Here is a 16,769-nt window from a genome sequence, read left to right on the forward strand (position 1 = left end):
CACGTTGCATGGGCGGCTTTTGGGTCTAAGGTTAGGGGCAAGGGAAAGATGCGGGGGGAACATGGTCACCAAATTGGTCTTGTGCGATTGCGCCGGAAGTCAGGCCTTGGACGGGCAGGGGATATCGGCTGCCTGCGGTGCTGAATGCAGCAAGGTCCACACGGCGCTGTGCACCACCGAATTGACCGCTGCGGCCAAGCTGATGCAGTCGGATGACCAGATCGTCATCGCCTGCGGGCAAGAGGCTCAAGTGTTTCAAGAACTGGCCGAGGAACTGGGCGTGGATCACCCCGGCTTTGTCGATCTGCGCGACCGGGCCGGCTGGTCCGAGCAGGGGCGGGCGGCGATGCCCAAGATGGCCGCCTTGGCCGCCGAGGCTCTGTTGCAGCAGCCGATCACGCCCAGCGTGGATGTCATCAGCGAAGGCACCGCCTGCATCATCGGGCCGGGTGAGGTTGCCTTTGACCTGGCCCAGCGACTGTCGGACACGATGGCGGTGACGGTGGTCGTCACCGATGATGCGCAGCCTGACAGCCGGGCCTATGACGTGGTGCGCGCGCGGGTCCGGTCGGTCTCGGGGGCGCTGGGCGGGTTCACCCTGCGGTTGGATGCGTTGCAGCAGATTGATCCGGCGGGGCGCGGTGCGTTTGCCTGGACCCCGCCGCGCGACGGTGCGGTGTCGGGTTGCGATGTACTGATCGACCTGGCGGGGGGGACGCCTTTCGTGACGGCCCCGGACAAGCGCGAAGGCTACCTGCGCGCCGATCCCCGCGATGCTGTGGCGGTTGCCCGGTTGGCCTTTGACGCGGCGCAGCTGGTCGGGACATTTGAAAAGCCGCTGTATGTCCGGCTCGAAGCAACCCTGTGCGCTCATTCGCGGGCCGGGCAGGTGGGCTGTTCCAACTGTCTGGACATCTGCCCCACCGGGGCCATCACCCCGGCCGGAGATCACGTGGCCATCGACCCGATGGTCTGCGCGGGCTGCGGTGAATGCGCGGCCCTGTGCCCCTCGACCGCGATCAGCTACGAGGATCCGCCGGTGGCGGCCCTGCTGGCTCGGATGCAGACCCTGGCGGCGACCTACCGTCGGGCCGGGGGGCGTGCTCCGCGCCTGTTGGTACATGATGCCCACGGGGCCGAGATGATCCGGCTGGCCGCGCGGTTCGGGCGCGGGCTGCCTACCGATGTGATCCCGCTGGAACTGGGGGTGGTGTCCGGCTTTGGACATGCCGAGATGATGGCTGCCTTGGCTCATGGCTTTGCCCGGGTCGATATCCTGCTGGCCCCGACGACCGAGCGGGATGCGTTGGGGCGCGAACTGCCGCTGGCGCTGGCCATCGCCGGAGCGGACGTCGTTGGAGTGATCGACGAATCCGATCCCGATGCGCTGGCCGATCTGCTCTATGCGCAGGACGTGCCGCAGCCTCTGGCCCAACCGGTGCTGCCGCTGGGCAACCGGCGCCAGATTACGCGGCTGGCGGCGCAGGCGCTGCGCCCCGATGCGTCTCAGCCGCTGCCTCTGCCGGAACACGCGCCCTATGGCGCGGTGGAGGTGGACACCGAGGCCTGCACCCTGTGCCTGAGTTGCGTGTCGCTGTGCCCGTCGGGCGCATTGATCGACAATCCCGATTTGCCTCAGCTGAACTTTCAGCAGGATGCCTGCCTGCAATGCGGGCTGTGCAAGACCATTTGTCCCGAAAGCGCGATCACCCTAGTGCCAGAACTGGACCTGAGCGACCGCGCGCTGTCGCCGCGTGTCCTGAAGGAAGAAGAGCCCTTTGCCTGCATCGAATGCGGTGCTCTGTTCGGGGTGAAATCGACGGTCGAACGGATCATGGAGAAGCTGGCCGGCAGCCACCCGATGTTTGCCACGTCCGAGCAGGCGAAGATGATCCAGATGTGTGACGATTGCCGTGTGCAGGCGCAGTTCCACAGCGAGGATAATCCGTTTACCTCAAAGCCCAAGCCCAAGGTCGTTACCACCGATGACTACTTCAGCAAGCGCAAAGATCACTGAAGCTTGAGCGGCGCCCCCAGATCGGCCGCGCGGATGACCGAGACATACGCCAGGATCGCCTCAAGCTCGTCTTGCGTCAGCATCAGCGGGTGAATGGGCGGGGGGCGTTCGGGGTCGAAAGGCGCAGTGATCCCTTCGATCTGGGTAAAGGACGGATGTGGGTTCAAGGCGAAGAACGCCTGGAACCGGTTCGACCAGTCCGGCATCGCGCGCAGTACGGCGAAGGACGGAGTAGAGCCCAACCCGTTCATTCGGTTCTGCGGACCAATCACGTGACAGCGCCCGCAATGGGTCAGCGACAGCTTTTCGCCCAGCAAGGCGTCGCCTTCGATTGCGTCGGACACAGGCGCAGCGACCGTTTCGAAACTGGCCGAGAACGGGCCGCCCTCGGCCGGTGCAAAGCTTTCGACGGTACGCTTGCCCACGTCGGACAACAGCCAATCCTGAAAACGGGCCTGCCGCGGTTCGTCTTGAATGCGCAAGTGATAGACGTCGTTGCCGCGCTGAAACACCGGCTGTCCCGGTGGCCCGACCGAGAGAACCATCGCGCCCGCATCATCCGCGACAACGCGGATTCCGGTCTTGAGCGAGAAGCGCGGAAGAATATGTTTCAAAAGACCCGAGCGTGCGACATCTTCCGGCGCGGCCAGACCAATCTCCTCCTGCGACCAAGAGGGGCTGGCGAAGAGCGTCAGGCTCAGGCACAAAAGAACAAAGCGCATGGCCCAGCCTAACGGTGACAGGGCGAATGCGTCAAATGAACGAACAAGACGGAGACAACGGCGATGAGCGGCGATTACAACATGTCGATGCGCAAATTCCTCAAACAGGTTGGCGTGACCAGCCAGCAGGCCATCGAAGACGCGCTGCGCAAGGCGGGCGATCCGGCAGGCAAAAGCTTTGAGGCCAAGATGGTCCTGACGATTGACAGCCTAGACGTCGAACATGTCGTGACCGGCCAGATCAAGGACGGCGACGCATGAGCATCCGCGACGCTGTTCTGGCGAACCTGAAGAAGATCACCGACCCGGTTTCGGGGCAGGACATCGTCAGCGCGGGCGTGGTCCGCGCGCTGAATGTCGAGGGCGATACCGTGCGCTTCGTTCTCGAAATCGATCCTAAGAATGCCGACAAGATGGAACCGGTGCGCGCCACCGCCGAAAAGGCGGCGCAGATGGTCGACGGGGTTTCCAAGGTCTCGGCCATGCTGACCGCGCATTCCGACAAGGCGCCGCCGGATTTGAAACCCAAGCCCAAACCCTCGCAGACCGGGCCGCAGGCGGTGCCGGGGGTTGACCGGATCATCGCCGTGGCCTCGGGCAAGGGCGGGGTCGGAAAGTCGACCGTTTCGGCCAACCTGGCCTGTGCGCTAGCGGCTGAGGGGCGGCGGGTCGGTCTGCTAGATGCAGATGTCTATGGGCCCTCGCAGCCGCGCATGCTGGGCGTGTCCGGACGGCCGGCGAGCCCCGACGGAAAGACCATCCTGCCGCTGCGCAACCACGGGGTCACCATGATGTCGATGGGGTTGATGACCAACGAAGGTCAGGCGGTGGTCTGGCGCGGTCCGATGCTGATGGGCGCGTTGCAGCAGATGATGAGCCAGGTGCAGTGGGGCGCGCTGGACGTGCTGATCGTCGACTTGCCGCCCGGCACCGGTGACGTGCAGCTGACGCTGAGCCAGAAGTTCAAGGTGGATGGCGCCATCGTCGTGTCGACCCCGCAGGACGTGGCCCTGATCGACGCGCGCAAGGGCATCGACATGTTCCGCCAGCTGAAGACGCCGATCGTCGGCATGATCGAAAACATGTCCACGCATATCTGCTCGAAATGCGGGCACGAGGAGCACGTGTTCGGTCATGGAGGGGTGGCCGCCGAAGCCGCCGAACTGGGTGTGCCGTTGCTTGGGGAAATCCCGCTGCATCTGGATATCCGCGTGGCCGCTGATGGCGGGGCACCGATCGTGGTCAGCAAACCTGACAGCCCGCAGGCCGAGGCCTTCCGCAAGATCGCCCGCGACCTGATCGCCGCGGGCAAGGCATGACACAGCCGGTCTTTCCCCCGTTGCTGTCCGGGCACCCGGTACAGGGTGGGGAAGACCCGTTCGACCACGCACAGGCCATGGCGGCGCTGGGCTGCGACGCGGGCAGCGTCGTCTACAACATTCAGGCGGATCGCCTGCGCGCGGCCATCGTCTTTGCACCCGAGGTGCCCTTGCAGGACGCAATGGCCATGCTGCCGCTGTGCGCCGTCGGGTTCCAGAACGCGCTGGGCGCGCTGGCTCCGCCCGAGGTGGCGGTGCATCTGGGCTGGGATGGTCCGATTTTCGTCAACGGGGCCCGGTGTGGCCGATTTCGTGTGACCGCGTCGACCTCGGATCCGGAAGCCGTGCCCGACTGGCTGGTCGTCGGCTGGGAACTGGCCTTGCTGCAAACCGGGGACGAGCCCGGCAAGTCGCCCGATGTGACGGCCCTGTATGACGAAGGCTGCGCGGATGTGTCCCCGGTGCAGCTGGTCGAAAGCTGGTCGCGCCACATGCTGATCTGGCTGAACCGTTGGTCCGAGGACGGCAACGCACCATTGCACGGGGAATGGATGGGCTTGCTGCAGGGCGTCGGAGAGCCGTATGGTGATCGCGGCGTGTTTCTCGGGGCCGATGAGCGGTTCGGCATGCTGTTGCGGAACGGGGCGGATACGCAGATTGTTCCCTTGACCCATCTGTTGGAGGACGCCCATTGAATCTGGCCCGCGCCATTCATTTCGACGAAAGCGACCTGAACGTCTTTCACTCGCCTGCCCGAACGGGCGAGTGGTGCATCTCGGGCGGGTTCGAGTTTTCGAACTGGGGCGAGGCCGACCTGGCCGGCAAGGCGCGCCAGGCCTTTGCCAATGGGTGGCTGGGGCTCGAGACCTTCGGGCGCGTGACCTTCGTAGCGGTGACGCAGATCGAGCCGGTCGAGATGGAGCGGCTGGCCACCAATCTGGCCGAGCATTTCGTGCGCCTTTACGGCGCGCCGTCGGTCGAGGCGGCGCTGGACGTGGCCCGGGCCGAGCTGGCTCACATGTCCGAGTTGTGTGACGATCATGCCCCCAACACCCTGCTGACCGTTGCCCGCAGCCTGACCGAGTCCGGCGTTCACGAGGCTTTTCGGGTGATCACGCCGCAAGAGGCCGAGTTGGAGGCCTTTGCCGTGCACGGGTCATTGGACGAGTGATTACAAAAGGTCGGCAAAACCGCCGAACTGTCCGCGCTTGAAGATCAAGCCCTTGCCGGTGCGGTACATGACCTGTTCGACCTCTCCCACGAGAATCAGATGATCCCCGGCCTCGTGGCGGGCAGACAATGTGCAGTCAAATCGGGCCAGGCACTGGCTCAGCTGCGGCCGACCTTTGTGATCCGGGGACCAGTCTGCATGCGAGAAATCGAGGCCATTGCGCGCAAAACGAAGGGCCAGGTCCTGCTGATCCTCGGCCACGACATGGATCGAGTAATGCTGCGCCGCTTGAAAGGCCCCGTAACGGTTCGACTCTTTTGCCAGACACCACAGGACCAATGGTGGATCCAGCGACACCGATGCAAACGAGTTGACGGTGATGGCCGACGGCCCATCCGAGGTGCTGGTCGTCACGACCGTTACACCAGTGCCAAAGCACCCCAAGGCCTCGCGGAAGGCCATGCTTTGATCGTGTCCGGGTTTGAATGTTCTTTCGGTCATCGCGCGCTCGTGTGGTGGACGGGCACGGGGTGCCATGCCGCAGCAGAATTGTCCACGAAAAGCTGTATCGCGATCAATAGGCTGAGTCAGTTCAGGTCTTCCAGCAGCCGACCGTGCTTGCGGGTTTCTACGATTACGTCGCCGAAGGTCTGCATTCCGCGCGCAGCCAACATCGGTAACATTCGCACCAACGCTTCAGCCGTCGCAACCGCATCCCCCAAGGCCGTATGACGGAGCGTCTCGGGAATTTCCACGCCCAGTCTTTCGCACAAAGCGTCCAGCGTATGGGTTTCGCTGGCTCCGAACAGAACGGCCGACAGCAGAACCGTGTCCAGGATGGGATGATCCCACGTGACTTCCATGCGCTTGGCGTGACGGCGCAGAAACGCCATGTCGAAAGGTGCATTGTGCGCCACGATCACTGCATCACGGGCGAAGTGGTGGAACATGCGCCCGGCTTGTGCGATGTCGGGTGCGTCCTGCACCATACGGTCACTGACCTTGTGAACCTTGGTCGAAGCGGGTGGGATCGGAATGCCCGGATTGACCAGCGTGTCCAGCCGCTCGCCTTCGACGATGCGCCCCTTGACGACACGGACGGCGCCGATCTGCACGATTTCGTCCTTGTGCGGCAGCAAACCGGTGGTTTCGGTGTCGAAAACCACGAAACACAGCTGCGACAGGGGGCGGTTTTCGAACGCATCGTCGCCGGGGGTGTCCAGAAGATCGAAATCATAGACCAGAGGGCGCGCGGCCTCGGGCGGAATACGGGCGACGCTGTCTTCGAAGATCAGCATATAGCCCGGCGCATCGCCCAGCGGTTTCATGCGTGCCGTGTAGGTCTGCCGACCGTCCACGCTGGCCAGGGTGCAATAGACATCCATGCCGGTTTTCGCCAGCTTCTCGTAAGCGTCCAGCAAGGGTTTGCGTTCGAGATAGTCGAACAGTGAGGCGTTCAGGCGAGGATGGGCGATCTGCGCCAGAACCTCGGCGGCCTGCGCGTCATACAGAACGATCTGGTGGTTTGGCCCCGCCAGCAGCATCGCGACCGGGATCTCGGACAGAAGCGCGGTCAGGCGTTCCTTCTCTGACGCCAGATGCGCGGTTTCGGCAGCGACAGCCTCGGCCGTGGACAGGGCGGTGGTGGCCAGTCGTTCGGCCAGGCTGGCGGCGGCGGGGGCGAGGTCACCCAGATAGCGTGCCGCTTGCAGGTCGAGATCAGTATCCACCCCCGCATGTGCACGCGCACGCAACTGCGCCGACAGGCGTTCGATCGGTTTGGCCACGTTGTCGTCGAACAGCAGCCAGACACCGACAACCAGCCCCAGCAAGCCAAACGAGATCACCAGGCCGCTGAACACGAAGGCGCTGGTTAGATCATTCGGATCCGCGCGTTGCAGGCCAAGCCAAAGGGCGATCACGGTGATGGCGATGCCACCCGCCGCAAGCAAGCAGAAGAACAGAAATATTCTCAGGCGCAGGCTCAGGCGGGTCAGCATGGTCAGGCCTCACAAGTAGCTGAGACCACCGGATCGTCCGCGCCAACCGTTACCCAATCGGCACCGACCAGACGCCCGTCATCCGAGAACTCGGCCCCATCCGCCAGACTTGCCCGGCTGTGCTCGGCGCAATTCACCGCGATCGGCATCTTGGACACTGGCGCCCAGCGGCCAAAGAAGTACAGGTCGATCAGGCGCTGATCCGGCACCTGCGCATTGGTCCGCAACGAGGCCGTATCGACGGCCGCGAAACGGTCGACATAGGGCACCGCATAGGTCCAGGGGCGATAGAGCGCGCGGCTTTCGACCTCTTGCACGACGGTCAGGCCGTCGGGCAGGGCGTCCCGGGTGCGGTCGTACCAGGAATACTCGCTGATGATCGTGACCGCGATCATGCCCAAACCGGCCGCAACCGGAGCCGACCATTTCGGCAGACGGCCACCGGTCAGCCGGTTCAGGCCCATCACGAGGCCCGCGATGGCAAAGCCCGCAAAGATCGTGCCGATCAGCTCAAGAAACATCTTCCTCCTCCGTTCTTTCCGCCGGGGTTTTTACCCCAGCATCCCCTTGCCGTGCCCGACCGCGGATTGCATCGTCTTTACCACGACAAACGCGTCCCGAAGATGACTTCGCTCAAAGTCCGACAATTCCGAGGGCGCAAGATAGTTGTCGGGCCTGTCGCCATTCCTGATCTGTTTGACCTGATGGTTCAACCGGGTTTCCGCGATCAGGTCATAGGCATCCAGCAGGTCCCGCGCGCCCGACGGGCTGAGCACCCCGGCGGCCTCGGCGGCCTTGAGGCGCGCGCGGGTGTTCACCTCGGTCAATTCACCCTGCAGGCTGTAGACGCGGCCCAGATCGACCACCGGGACCACGCCGTTGTGTTTGAGGTCCAGCGTGTTGCGATGCTCGCCCGAGCGGATCGTGGCGATCCCGCGCAGCAGGCCCAGCGGCGGCGTGTGCTTCAGAGAATTCGAGATCATGTGCGCCACGAAAATCGAGTTCGCCCGGGCCGCGCGCAGAGTTTCGGCCTGCAGGTCGGAAAACAGCTCGAACCGGCCACCGATGGGGCGCAGGTCGAACATGACCGAGGCCAGCATCTGCGCCTCGGGGTTGGGCTTGGCGATCCAGCCGTTGAAATAGTCGCGCCAGACCCGGACCGGCTGCCGCCAGCGCGGATTGGTCGCCATCATGTCGCCGGGGCAATAGAAATACCCGCAAGCATCCAGCCCGTCGGACACGAATTTGGCCAGCGCCTCGAAATAGGGCAGGTCGGCATCGGTGACGCTGTCATCCAGCATCAGGCAATTGTCCTGATCGGATACGCCTGTCTGCTCCTGCCGGCCTTGCGAGCCGCAGGCCAGCCACAGATAGGGGACGGGCGCCGGGCCGAGGTCGCGTTCAGCCAGCGCCAGCAGCCGGCGCGTCGCGGCGTCGGCGATGTCGGTGATCAGGCGGGTGACGATCTCGTGCCGGTTGCCGCCCGCCACCAGTTGCACCAGCAGGTTCGGGATCTCGGCCGTGACCGCGGCCATCTCAGTCGCCGATCCGGCCCGGGCGATGCGGCTAACCAACTCGGCCGAGCTGACGGCCTGGAACCGGGTCAGGTCGGTTTGGGTGACGATCCCGACCAGACGACCGCCCTCGGTGATCGGGATATGGCCGATACCGCGTTCCAGCATCGCGTGCAGAACGTCCGAGCCGATATCACCGGGCGACAGGGTCAGCGGGTCCGGGGTCATGATCTGCGACACCGGGGTCGTCGGGGGCAGGGCGCCCGCCACGACCTTGCCCGACAGGTCCCGAACTGTGGCAATGCCGCGCAACGCACCGCGCTCGGTGATGCAGACCGACGAAATGCCCCGGTCGCGCATCAGGCGCGCGGCTTCCTGAACGGTCGTGTCCGGGGTGCAGGTGGCCGGCTTGCGCGCCATCAGAGTTTCGACACGGGTGGTGGCCAGCGATTGCTGTTCCGGCCGCGCGGGGCGGGCCCGGTTGAAGAATTTGGCGAAGACGACGTGGCGCTTGAGCAGATCGGAAAACAGGTCGGTGGGGATGATCATCAGCACCGAGGGGGCGTCAGCCGTTGCCGTGGTCACCGCGCGCCCGTCGCGCATCAGACCACGCTCGCCGAACGAGTTGCGCAGGCCCAGATGGGATACGACCGCGCCGTTTTCGTCGGTGATCTCGACCTGGCCTTCGTAGATGATGAACAGGCCGGGCAACTGCGCGCCGCGGCGATAGATGACGGTGCCTTTGGGGATTTCGCGCGCTTCGATCCGGGCGGCGATGTCGGCCAGTTCCTCGACAGGCAGCGCGTCATAGGGGTGCACGGATTTCAGGAACCGGGTGATCTGATCAGGTGAAAGTGCCATGGGTTCGCCCGTCCGCTTGAATGAAAAGCCCCGCCCGGGGGTTAGCCGGGCGGGAAAAGTTGGTCGAGGGAAACGGCCCGTGATGGATCATCGCGGACCGCATCCGGCTCAGTGGTCCTGAGCCGCGCCCGCACCACGGGGAATGCGCACGCTTTCGACCAGATCTTTGATCTCCTGCGGGGTTTCCTTGGTCATGCCGGCCACCACATAGGCGACGCCGAAGTTGACCATGGCACCGATCGCACCGAACGAGGTCGATTTGATCGGACCCAGCAGCGGGTCCGCATCGGTGAACGAGTTGGTGCCCGGAATGAACAGCCAGCCCTTGTGCAGGAAGATGTAGACCAGGGTCACGGTCAGACCAGCCAGCATGCCTGCGACCGCGCCGGTGTTGTTGATGCGGGTCGAGAAGATCCCCATCATCAGCGCCGGGAAGATCGAGGCCGCCGCCAGACCGAAGGCCAACGCCACGGTTTGCGCCGCAAAGCCCGGAGGGTTGAGGCCCAGATAGGTGGCGACCACGATGGCTACGGCCATTGCGATCCGCGCCGCCAGAAGCTCGCCCTTTTCCGAGATGCTCGGGTTGATCGAGCCCTTGATCAGGTCGTGCGACACCGCCGACGAGATTGCCAGCAGCAGGCCCGCAGCGGTCGAAAGCGCAGCCGCAAGACCACCGGCCGCGACCAGACCAATCACCCAACCCGGCAGGTTGGCGATTTCGGGGTTGGCCAGAACCAGGATGTCGCGGTTGAACTTGGTCAACTCGTTGCCGACCCAGCCCTTTTCTTCGGCAAGCGCCTGCATGTCGGCGTTCTGATCGTTGTAGTACTGGATCTTGCCGTCGCCGTTCTTGTCTTCCCAGTCCAGAAGGCCGGTTTTCTGCCAGGTGGCCATCCAGTCATAGCGGGCATCGTTGTCGATCTGCTCGACCGAAACCGCGCCACCTTCGATACCGCCATTGGGCCACATCATGTCGGTGATGTTCAGGCGGGCCATGGCGCCGACCGCGGGGGCGGTCAGGTACAGCAGCGCGATGAACACCAGCGCCCAACCGGCCGACCAACGTGCGTCAGACACTTTGGGAACGGTGAAGAACCGCATGATGACGTGGGGCAGGCCGGCGGTGCCGATCATCAGCGACAGGGTGAACAGAACCATGTTCAGCGTGTTCGAATGATGAGCGGTGTATTCCGCAAAGCCCAGCTCGGCCACGATGGCATCCAGCTTGGTCAGCAGCGGCTCGCCGCCGGCGGTGTCGCCGAACAGGCCCAGGGCCGGGATCGGGTTGCCGGTCAGCTGCAGCGAGATGAAGATCGCCGGGATCGTGTAGGCGGTGATCAGCACACAGTACTGCGCGACCTGAGTATAGGTCACGCCCTTCATGCCGCCGAACACCGCGTAGGCGAACACGACGCCTGCGCCGATCAGCAGACCGGTGGTGTTCGACACCTCCAGAAAGCGGCCAAAGGCCACGCCGACGCCGGTCATCTGGCCGATCACATAGGTGACCGAGGCCACGATCAGACAGATCACGGCCACGACACGTGCGGTTTGGCTGTAGAAACGGTCGCCGATGAATTCCGAAACCGTGTACTTGCCGAATTTGCGCAGATAGGGCGCCAGCAGCAGCGCCAGCAGCACGTAGCCGCCGGTCCAGCCCATCAGAAACGAGCTGTTGTCATAGCCGGTAAAGGCAATCAGGCCCGCCATCGAGATGAACGAGGCCGCCGACATCCAGTCGGCCGCCGTGGCCATGCCGTTGGTGACCGGGTGAATGCCGCGCCCGGCGGCGTAGAATTCCGACGTGGACCCCGCGCGGGCCCAGATCGCGATGCCGATGTAGAGCGCGAACGACGCGCCCACGAACAGCAGGTTGATGGTAAACTGATCCATTGTTCCGTCGCTCCCTTATTCTTCTTCGACGCCGTATTCGGCATCCAGCTTGTTCATGCGCCAGGCGTAGAAGAAGATCAGCGCCAGAAAGACCAGGATCGAGCCTTGCTGCGCGAACCAGAAGCCCAGGTCGGTGCCGCCGACGGCGATGCCCGACAGCAACGGGCGCAGCAGAATGCCGAACCCGAAAGATACCAGCGCCCAGATGATGAGGCTGATGTAGATGAGACGCAGGTTTGCCTGCCAATAGCCCTTGTCGGACTCGGCAGTCTGCGCGGAGTTTGTTGAATTATCCGCCATTGCGGTTTCCTCCTTGGTTCCTCCAAGGCGGCCCGGTGCATTTGTCCTCCGGCGAAGGGCCGCCATTCGATTGCGCCGAGCGCCGCGATGGCGCCAGGCAAAGCTTCTCCGGTCCGCCAGAGCGGTTCCGTTGAAGAAACTCGTGTCGGGGTCAGTGCCCGCTTTGGGGAGTCCTCTTCCCCTTACCGCATCGCGTCGCCCACGATGCTTTCCAGGCCATGGGCGATCTGATCGATCTGCCCCATGGCATCCAGTTTTCTGAGTACGCCGCGATCCTTGTAGTAGTCGATCAGTGGAGCGGTTTGTTCGTGATAGGCCTCCAGCCGGGACGCCACAGTTTCGGCATTGTCATCGGCGCGGCGGCTGAATTCGGTGCTGCCGCACTTGTCACATACACCGTCCAACTTCGGCTGCTTGTATTGATCGTGATAGCCTTCACCGCACATTGCACAGGTGTAGCGTCCGGCGATCCGGGTGACCATCTCGGCGTCCTCGACCTCGAGGCTGATGGCCGCATTAACCTTCTGTCCGTTTTCGGCCAGCAGCCTGTCCAACGCTTCGGCCTGAACCGTGGTGCGGGGAAACCCATCCAGGATGACACCGCGCGCGCAATCGGGCTCGGCAATGCGATCGCGCAGGATCGCGATGACGATATCATCGCTGACTAGGTCGCCGGCTTCCATCACCGCTTTTGCGGCCTTTCCGGCCTCGGTCCCGGCAGCAACCGCGGCGCGCAGCAGGTCGCCGGTGCTAAGCTGCACCAGGCCAAATTTCTGTTCCAGCATTCGCGCCTGTGTGCCCTTCCCGGCGCCCGGAGGGCCGAGAAGGATCAGGACAGCGGGCTTTGTGATTGTTTCAACCTGCATCACGCCCTCACTTGTTGGCCCGGTTGGCGATCAGATCTTCGACGACGGACGGGTCGGCCAGGGTCGAGGTGTCGCCCAGCGAGCCGAAGTCGTTCTCGGCGATCTTGCGCAGAATGCGGCGCATGATTTTGCCCGAACGCGTCTTGGGCAGGCCCGGGGCCCATTGGATCACGTCGGGGCTGGCGATCGGGCCGATTTCTGTCCGAACCCATGTGCGGAGCTCTTTCAGCAATTCATCCGAGGGCTCTCGGTCATTCATCAGGGTGACGTAGCAATAGATGCCTTGGCCCTTGATTTCATGGGGATAACCAACGACGGCCGCTTCGGCGACCGCGGCGTGAGCCACCAGCGCGCTTTCGACTTCTGCGGTGCCCATGCGGTGGCCCGAAACGTTGATCACGTCATCGACGCGGCCCGTGATCCAGTAATCGCCATCTTCGTCGCGGCGGCAGCCGTCACCGGTGAAGTAATACCCCTTGTAGTCCGAGAAATAGGTCTTCTCGAACCGCTCATGGTCGCCCCAGACGGTACGCATTTGGCCCGGCCAGCTGTCCTTGATGCACAGCACGCCTTCGACTCCGTTTCCGGTGATTTCGACACCCGACTGCGGATCCAGCACGACGGGTTGAACGCCAAAGAAGGGCTTCATCGCCGAGCCGGGCTTGGTCGCATGCGCGCCGGGCAGGGGGGTCATCATGTGGCCACCGGTCTCGGTCTGCCACCAGGTGTCAACGATCGGGCATTTGCCCTTGCCGACCACGTCATTGTACCAGTTCCAGGCTTCGGGGTTGATGGGTTCGCCCACCGTGCCGAGTGTTTTCAGGGAACTCAGGTCGCATTTTTCTACGAACTCGTTGCCCTGACCCATAAGTGCGCGGATCGCGGTCGGTGCCGTGTAGAACTGGTTGACCTTGTGCTTCTCGCAAACCTGCCAGAACCGCGCGGCGTCGGGGTAGGTCGGCACGCCTTCGAACATCAGTGTGGTGCCGCCATTGGCCAACGGGCCATAGACGATATAGCTGTGGCCAGTGACCCAGCCCACATCGGCGGTGCACCAGTAGATGTCGCCGTCATGATAGTCGAAGGTGATTTCGTGGGTCATCGCGGCGTAAACCAGATACCCACCCGTGGTGTGCACCACACCTTTCGGCTGTCCGGTCGAGCCCGAGGTGTAGAGGATGAACAGCGGGTCTTCGGCGTTCATCTCGGCCGGGGCGCAATAGTCGTCGGCCTCCAGCGCCATTTCGTTGTAGTCGTAGTCGCGCCCGTCGATCCAGGTGGTCTGGCCACCGGTGCGCTTGACCACCAGACACTTTACCGTGTCCTTGCAATGCAGCAGCGCGGCGTCGGCGTTCGATTTCAGCGGAGTCTTGCGGCCGCCGCGCGGGGCTTCGTCGGCGGTGATGATGACCTTGGCGTCACAACCGTTGACCCGAGCGGCCAGTGCGTCAGGCGAGAAGCCGGCAAACACGATCGAGTGGATCGCGCCGATGCGGGCGCAGGCCAGCATGGCATAGGCGGCCTCGGGGATCATCGGCAGATAGATGACGACCCGGTCGCCTTTGCGCACGCCCATCGATTCGAGGATGTTGGCCATACGGCAGGTGCGGCGGTGCAGCTCGGCATAGGTGATGTGCTGGGCTTCGTCGTTCGGATCATCCGGTTCCCAGATGATCGCGGTCTGATCGCCGCGGGTCTTCAGGTGACGGTCCAGGCAGTTGGCCGAGACGTTCAGCGTGCCGTCAGCATACCAGTTGATCTTGACCGAGCCGAAGTCGTAGTTGACGTCCTTGACCTGGGTGTAGGGCTTGATCCAGTCGATCCGCTTGCCATGCTCACCCCAGAATTTCACGGGGTCATTGACAGATGCCTCGTACATCTGGGTGTATTTTTCGGCATCGACATGAGCGCGAGCGACGGTTTCTGCGGATGGCGGAAATACCTTGGCTTCTGCCTGGGCAGCGGTGGTCATTCTGAGGCTCCTCCCTCTGACTGGACTTCAGGTGGACCGAGTTTGCCCAATTGATTGGCATTGTCGATCCGTTTCCTCCCCGGTCGGGATAATACGCCTTCGAGAAAAGAAAGAAATAAATTGCCGTAATCCTTGGATTTGTTTGTAAACAACTTTCCGTTTCTCGGGGCTTTTTGTAAATTCGACCGAGTTGAGTTTGCGATAACATGATAAAAAACAATAATTTAAAGATCCAAGAACTGTTAACGGTCCAGGACGACGTCTTTTCTCCTGTGGGTCGAACGTGTCGGCCCGGCTTTCTGGGCCGTGCAGAAATCACCGCTTGCGCGAGTGTACCATTCGGGCAGCGGGGCTTGGCACGTGTCGATGTTGGCGCTAGCTTGACTCGCAAGCGCCCCGGGAGGGGGTGCACCAATGGGAGAGATCATTATGAACAAGATGTTGAGCGGAGCGGCCATCGCCGCCCTTGGCGTTGCTTTTGTCACCGAGGCGGCTGCGACCGAGTGGAATGCCTCGGTCTGGGGCAAGCGCCGCGCCTTCACCGAACATGTTGAGAAACTGGCCGAACTGGTCAGCGAGAAAACCGATGGCGCGTTCACCATCAACGTCAGCTATGGCGGCCTTTCCAAGCCCAAGGAAAACCTGGACGGCATCGAAATCGGCGCCTTCGAGATGGCCCAGTTCTGCGCTGGTTATCATCGCGACAAGAACCGCGCGATCACCGTTCTGGAACTGCCGTTTCTGGGCGTGAACACACTGGATGAGGAAGTGGCCGTCAGCCACGCGGTCTACGATCATCCTGCGGTCAAGGAAGAGATGGCCAAGTGGAACGCTCGGATCCTCATGACCTCTCCGATGCCGCAGTACAATCTGGTCGGGACAGGCGAGCCGCGTGACGAACTGGCAGAGTTTGAAGGTATGCGCGTTCGTGCGACCGGGGGCCTTGGTCAGGCGTTCGAGGCCGTTGGTGCCGTTCCGACATCGGTTCCGGCGACCGAAGCCTATAATGCGATGCAGTCCGGTGTCGTGGACACCGTCGCATTTGCTCAGCACGCACACCTGTCGTTCGGCACCATCAATGAGGCCGACTGGTGGACCGCGAACCTGAACCCCGGCACGGTGAACTGCCCGGTGGTCGTGAACATCGACGCCTATGAAGCATTGCCGCCGGAGCACCGTGAGGCGCTGGACAGCTCGATCGACGAGGCGATTGACCACTACCTGACCAACTACGGTGAGCTGCTGAAAAAGTGGGATGGCGTGCTCGAAGAAAAGGGCGTTCAGAAAGTCATGATCGATGACTCCGTTCTGGACGAGTTCCGTGCCAAGGCGGCCGACCCGATCCGCGACCAGTGGATTGCCGACATGTCCGCGCAAGGCCTGCCGGCGCAGGATCTGTATGATCTGGTGCAGGCAACGCTGAAGCAGCAGCGCGGCGGCAACTGATAAAAACAGCCGGGGGCTGAAATGCCCCCGGAATCATCTGGAACAGGGGACAACCGGATGGCAGGACACGCCACGGTATTGGAGGACGGCAGCCTCCTGAGCCGTCTCGACCGGCAATTGCTGCGACTTGAACGATTTCTGGCCCTTCTCAGTGGCATCGCCGTTTTCGGTTTGATGGTGTTGGCTGTTGTGTCCGTCAGCGGCCGCAACGCGATCAACGCCCCATTGCCGGGCTATGTCGACTGGATCGAGCAGGCCATGCCTCTGATCGCGTTTCTTGGCATTTCCTACGTTCAGCGGGACGGCGGGCACATCCGCATGGACATTGTGATTGCACGTCTGCACGGGCGCGCAATGTGGTTGTTCGAGCTGATTTCGGTCGTGTTGATCCTTGTCCTGATGTTGGCGTTGGTCTGGGGCAGCTGGTCCCATTTCGATCGATCGTTTGATTTCGGCGCACCGATGTGGAGCCGTGACAGCTCGATCGACATCGGTATTCCGATCTGGCCCGCCAAGCTGTTGGCGCCAGTTGCCTTCTCCGTTTTGTGTCTGCGGTTGTGTCTCCAGATCTGGGGGTATGGTCGGGCGTTCCTGTTGGGTCTGGAGTCTCCGGTTGCGGTGCCGCTGATTCAGGACGCCGCCGCGCAGGCCGCGGCCGAAGCCGAGCAGTTTGAGAGGCAGGACTGAC

General features: G+C 63.0%; 16 protein-coding genes. 7 read left to right on the forward strand and 9 right to left on the reverse strand.

Translation table 11 applies throughout. The annotated features are described in order from the left end of the window. Nucleotides 1–61: 61 nt before the first annotated feature. Nucleotides 62–2,017 (forward strand): 4Fe-4S binding protein, encoded by a 1,956-nt coding sequence (locus ACR0NY_RS01135; RefSeq protein WP_170368324.1) that lies wholly within the window; start codon nucleotides 62–64, stop codon nucleotides 2,015–2,017. Here the strand turns inward: ACR0NY_RS01135 and ACR0NY_RS01140 are convergent. Beyond that, a complete protein-coding gene (locus ACR0NY_RS01140) occupies nucleotides 2,011–2,739 on the reverse strand; it encodes a c-type cytochrome (protein ID WP_170368325.1) in 729 nt (242 codons plus the stop codon). The two genes, ACR0NY_RS01135 and ACR0NY_RS01140, sit on opposite strands and share 7 nt — an antisense overlap. Nucleotides 2,740–2,802: 63 nt before the next feature. On the opposite strand from ACR0NY_RS01140, the gene ACR0NY_RS01145 reads away from it, so the two are divergent. The 4 genes from ACR0NY_RS01145 to ACR0NY_RS01160 are packed head-to-tail and all read left to right on the forward strand — an operon-like array spanning nucleotide 2,803 to nucleotide 5,229. Continuing rightward, entirely contained in the window at nucleotides 2,803–3,000 is a 198-nt protein-coding gene (locus ACR0NY_RS01145; protein WP_170368326.1) for a DUF6494 family protein, read from the forward strand. Beyond that, nucleotides 2,997–4,058 (forward strand): Mrp/NBP35 family ATP-binding protein, encoded by a 1,062-nt coding sequence (locus ACR0NY_RS01150; RefSeq protein WP_170368327.1) that lies wholly within the window; start codon nucleotides 2,997–2,999, stop codon nucleotides 4,056–4,058. Before ACR0NY_RS01145 ends, ACR0NY_RS01150 begins: the two co-directional genes overlap by 4 nt. After that, nucleotides 4,055–4,753 carry a biotin/lipoate--protein ligase family protein gene (locus ACR0NY_RS01155; RefSeq protein ID WP_170368328.1) on the forward strand — a complete coding sequence of 233 codons (699 nt, stop codon included), beginning with the start codon at nucleotides 4,055–4,057 and terminating at the stop codon, nucleotides 4,751–4,753. The genes ACR0NY_RS01150 and ACR0NY_RS01155 overlap by 4 nt, the downstream gene beginning before the upstream one ends. Continuing rightward, nucleotides 4,750–5,229, forward strand: a complete 480-nt coding sequence (locus tag ACR0NY_RS01160; RefSeq protein WP_170339033.1) for a DUF6505 family protein — start codon at nucleotides 4,750–4,752, stop codon at nucleotides 5,227–5,229. The genes ACR0NY_RS01155 and ACR0NY_RS01160 overlap by 4 nt, the downstream gene beginning before the upstream one ends. Here ACR0NY_RS01160 and ACR0NY_RS01165 read toward each other — a convergent pair whose 3' ends face one another. From ACR0NY_RS01165 to acs, 8 genes are all read right to left on the reverse strand, one after another. Next, nucleotides 5,230–5,730: a flavin reductase family protein gene (locus ACR0NY_RS01165; protein WP_093961825.1), complete on the reverse strand. Its 501-nt coding sequence runs from the start codon at nucleotides 5,728–5,730 to the stop codon at nucleotides 5,230–5,232. It lies immediately after the preceding gene. An 86-nt stretch (nucleotides 5,731–5,816) separates the two neighbouring features. Further along, entirely contained in the window at nucleotides 5,817–7,229 is a 1,413-nt protein-coding gene (locus tag ACR0NY_RS01170) for a 3'-5' exonuclease (RefSeq protein ID WP_170368329.1), read from the reverse strand. A gap of 2 nt (nucleotides 7,230–7,231) precedes the next feature. After that, on the reverse strand, nucleotides 7,232–7,750 hold the full coding sequence (locus ACR0NY_RS01175; protein WP_170339029.1) for a hypothetical protein: 519 nt from the start codon (nucleotides 7,748–7,750) through the stop codon (nucleotides 7,232–7,234). A 30-nt stretch (nucleotides 7,751–7,780) separates the two neighbouring features. Then, a complete protein-coding gene (locus tag ACR0NY_RS01180; protein WP_170339028.1) occupies nucleotides 7,781–9,604 on the reverse strand; it encodes a DUF294 nucleotidyltransferase-like domain-containing protein in 1,824 nt (607 codons plus the stop codon). Nucleotides 9,605–9,712: 108 nt separating this feature from the next. After that, complete coding sequence (locus tag ACR0NY_RS01185; protein ID WP_170339025.1) at nucleotides 9,713–11,497, reverse strand: sodium:solute symporter family protein; 1,785 nt, start codon at nucleotides 11,495–11,497, stop codon at nucleotides 9,713–9,715. 15 nt (nucleotides 11,498–11,512) lie between these two features. After that, entirely contained in the window at nucleotides 11,513–11,797 is a 285-nt protein-coding gene (locus tag ACR0NY_RS01190; RefSeq protein WP_093962930.1) for a DUF4212 domain-containing protein, read from the reverse strand. Nucleotides 11,798–11,979: 182 nt separating this feature from the next. Beyond that, nucleotides 11,980–12,663, reverse strand: a complete 684-nt coding sequence (locus tag ACR0NY_RS01195; RefSeq protein WP_170368330.1) for an adenylate kinase — start codon at nucleotides 12,661–12,663, stop codon at nucleotides 11,980–11,982. 7 nt (nucleotides 12,664–12,670) lie between these two features. Beyond that, complete coding sequence (gene acs, locus ACR0NY_RS01200; protein WP_170368331.1) at nucleotides 12,671–14,635, reverse strand: acetate--CoA ligase; 1,965 nt, start codon at nucleotides 14,633–14,635, stop codon at nucleotides 12,671–12,673. 429 nt (nucleotides 14,636–15,064) lie between these two features. Here acs and ACR0NY_RS01205 point away from each other — a divergent pair, with 429 nt between their 5' ends. Next, complete coding sequence (locus tag ACR0NY_RS01205; protein ID WP_170339465.1) at nucleotides 15,065–16,081, forward strand: C4-dicarboxylate TRAP transporter substrate-binding protein; 1,017 nt, start codon at nucleotides 15,065–15,067, stop codon at nucleotides 16,079–16,081. Between the two features lie 57 nt (nucleotides 16,082–16,138). Then, nucleotides 16,139–16,768, forward strand: a complete 630-nt coding sequence (locus tag ACR0NY_RS01210) for a TRAP transporter small permease subunit (protein WP_093961832.1) — start codon at nucleotides 16,139–16,141, stop codon at nucleotides 16,766–16,768. Nucleotide 16,769 lies beyond the last annotated feature (1 nt).

The sequence above is a fragment of the Ruegeria sp. BJ5 genome, from assembly GCF_056537865.1.

Coding starts and splice junctions, on each gene's coding strand:
- ACR0NY_RS01175 (WP_170339029.1), bottom strand. CDS start 7,750: ATGTTTCTTGAGCTGATCGGCACGATCTTTGCGGGCTTTGCCATCGCG.
- ACR0NY_RS01185 (WP_170339025.1), bottom strand. CDS start 11,497: ATGGATCAGTTTACCATCAACCTGCTGTTCGTGGGCGCGTCGTTCGCG.
- ACR0NY_RS01165 (WP_093961825.1), bottom strand. CDS start 5,730: ATGACCGAAAGAACATTCAAACCCGGACACGATCAAAGCATGGCCTTC.
- ACR0NY_RS01140 (WP_170368325.1), bottom strand. CDS start 2,739: ATGCGCTTTGTTCTTTTGTGCCTGAGCCTGACGCTCTTCGCCAGCCCC.
- ACR0NY_RS01155 (WP_170368328.1), top strand. CDS start 4,055: ATGACACAGCCGGTCTTTCCCCCGTTGCTGTCCGGGCACCCGGTACAG.
- ACR0NY_RS01210 (WP_093961832.1), top strand. CDS start 16,139: ATGGCAGGACACGCCACGGTATTGGAGGACGGCAGCCTCCTGAGCCGT.
- acs (WP_170368331.1), bottom strand. CDS start 14,635: ATGACCACCGCTGCCCAGGCAGAAGCCAAGGTATTTCCGCCATCCGCA.
- ACR0NY_RS01180 (WP_170339028.1), bottom strand. CDS start 9,604: ATGGCACTTTCACCTGATCAGATCACCCGGTTCCTGAAATCCGTGCAC.
- ACR0NY_RS01170 (WP_170368329.1), bottom strand. CDS start 7,229: ATGCTGACCCGCCTGAGCCTGCGCCTGAGAATATTTCTGTTCTTCTGC.
- ACR0NY_RS01135 (WP_170368324.1), top strand. CDS start 62: ATGGTCACCAAATTGGTCTTGTGCGATTGCGCCGGAAGTCAGGCCTTG.
- ACR0NY_RS01145 (WP_170368326.1), top strand. CDS start 2,803: ATGAGCGGCGATTACAACATGTCGATGCGCAAATTCCTCAAACAGGTT.
- ACR0NY_RS01190 (WP_093962930.1), bottom strand. CDS start 11,797: ATGGCGGATAATTCAACAAACTCCGCGCAGACTGCCGAGTCCGACAAG.
- ACR0NY_RS01195 (WP_170368330.1), bottom strand. CDS start 12,663: ATGCAGGTTGAAACAATCACAAAGCCCGCTGTCCTGATCCTTCTCGGC.
- ACR0NY_RS01205 (WP_170339465.1), top strand. CDS start 15,065: ATGAACAAGATGTTGAGCGGAGCGGCCATCGCCGCCCTTGGCGTTGCT.
- ACR0NY_RS01150 (WP_170368327.1), top strand. CDS start 2,997: ATGAGCATCCGCGACGCTGTTCTGGCGAACCTGAAGAAGATCACCGAC.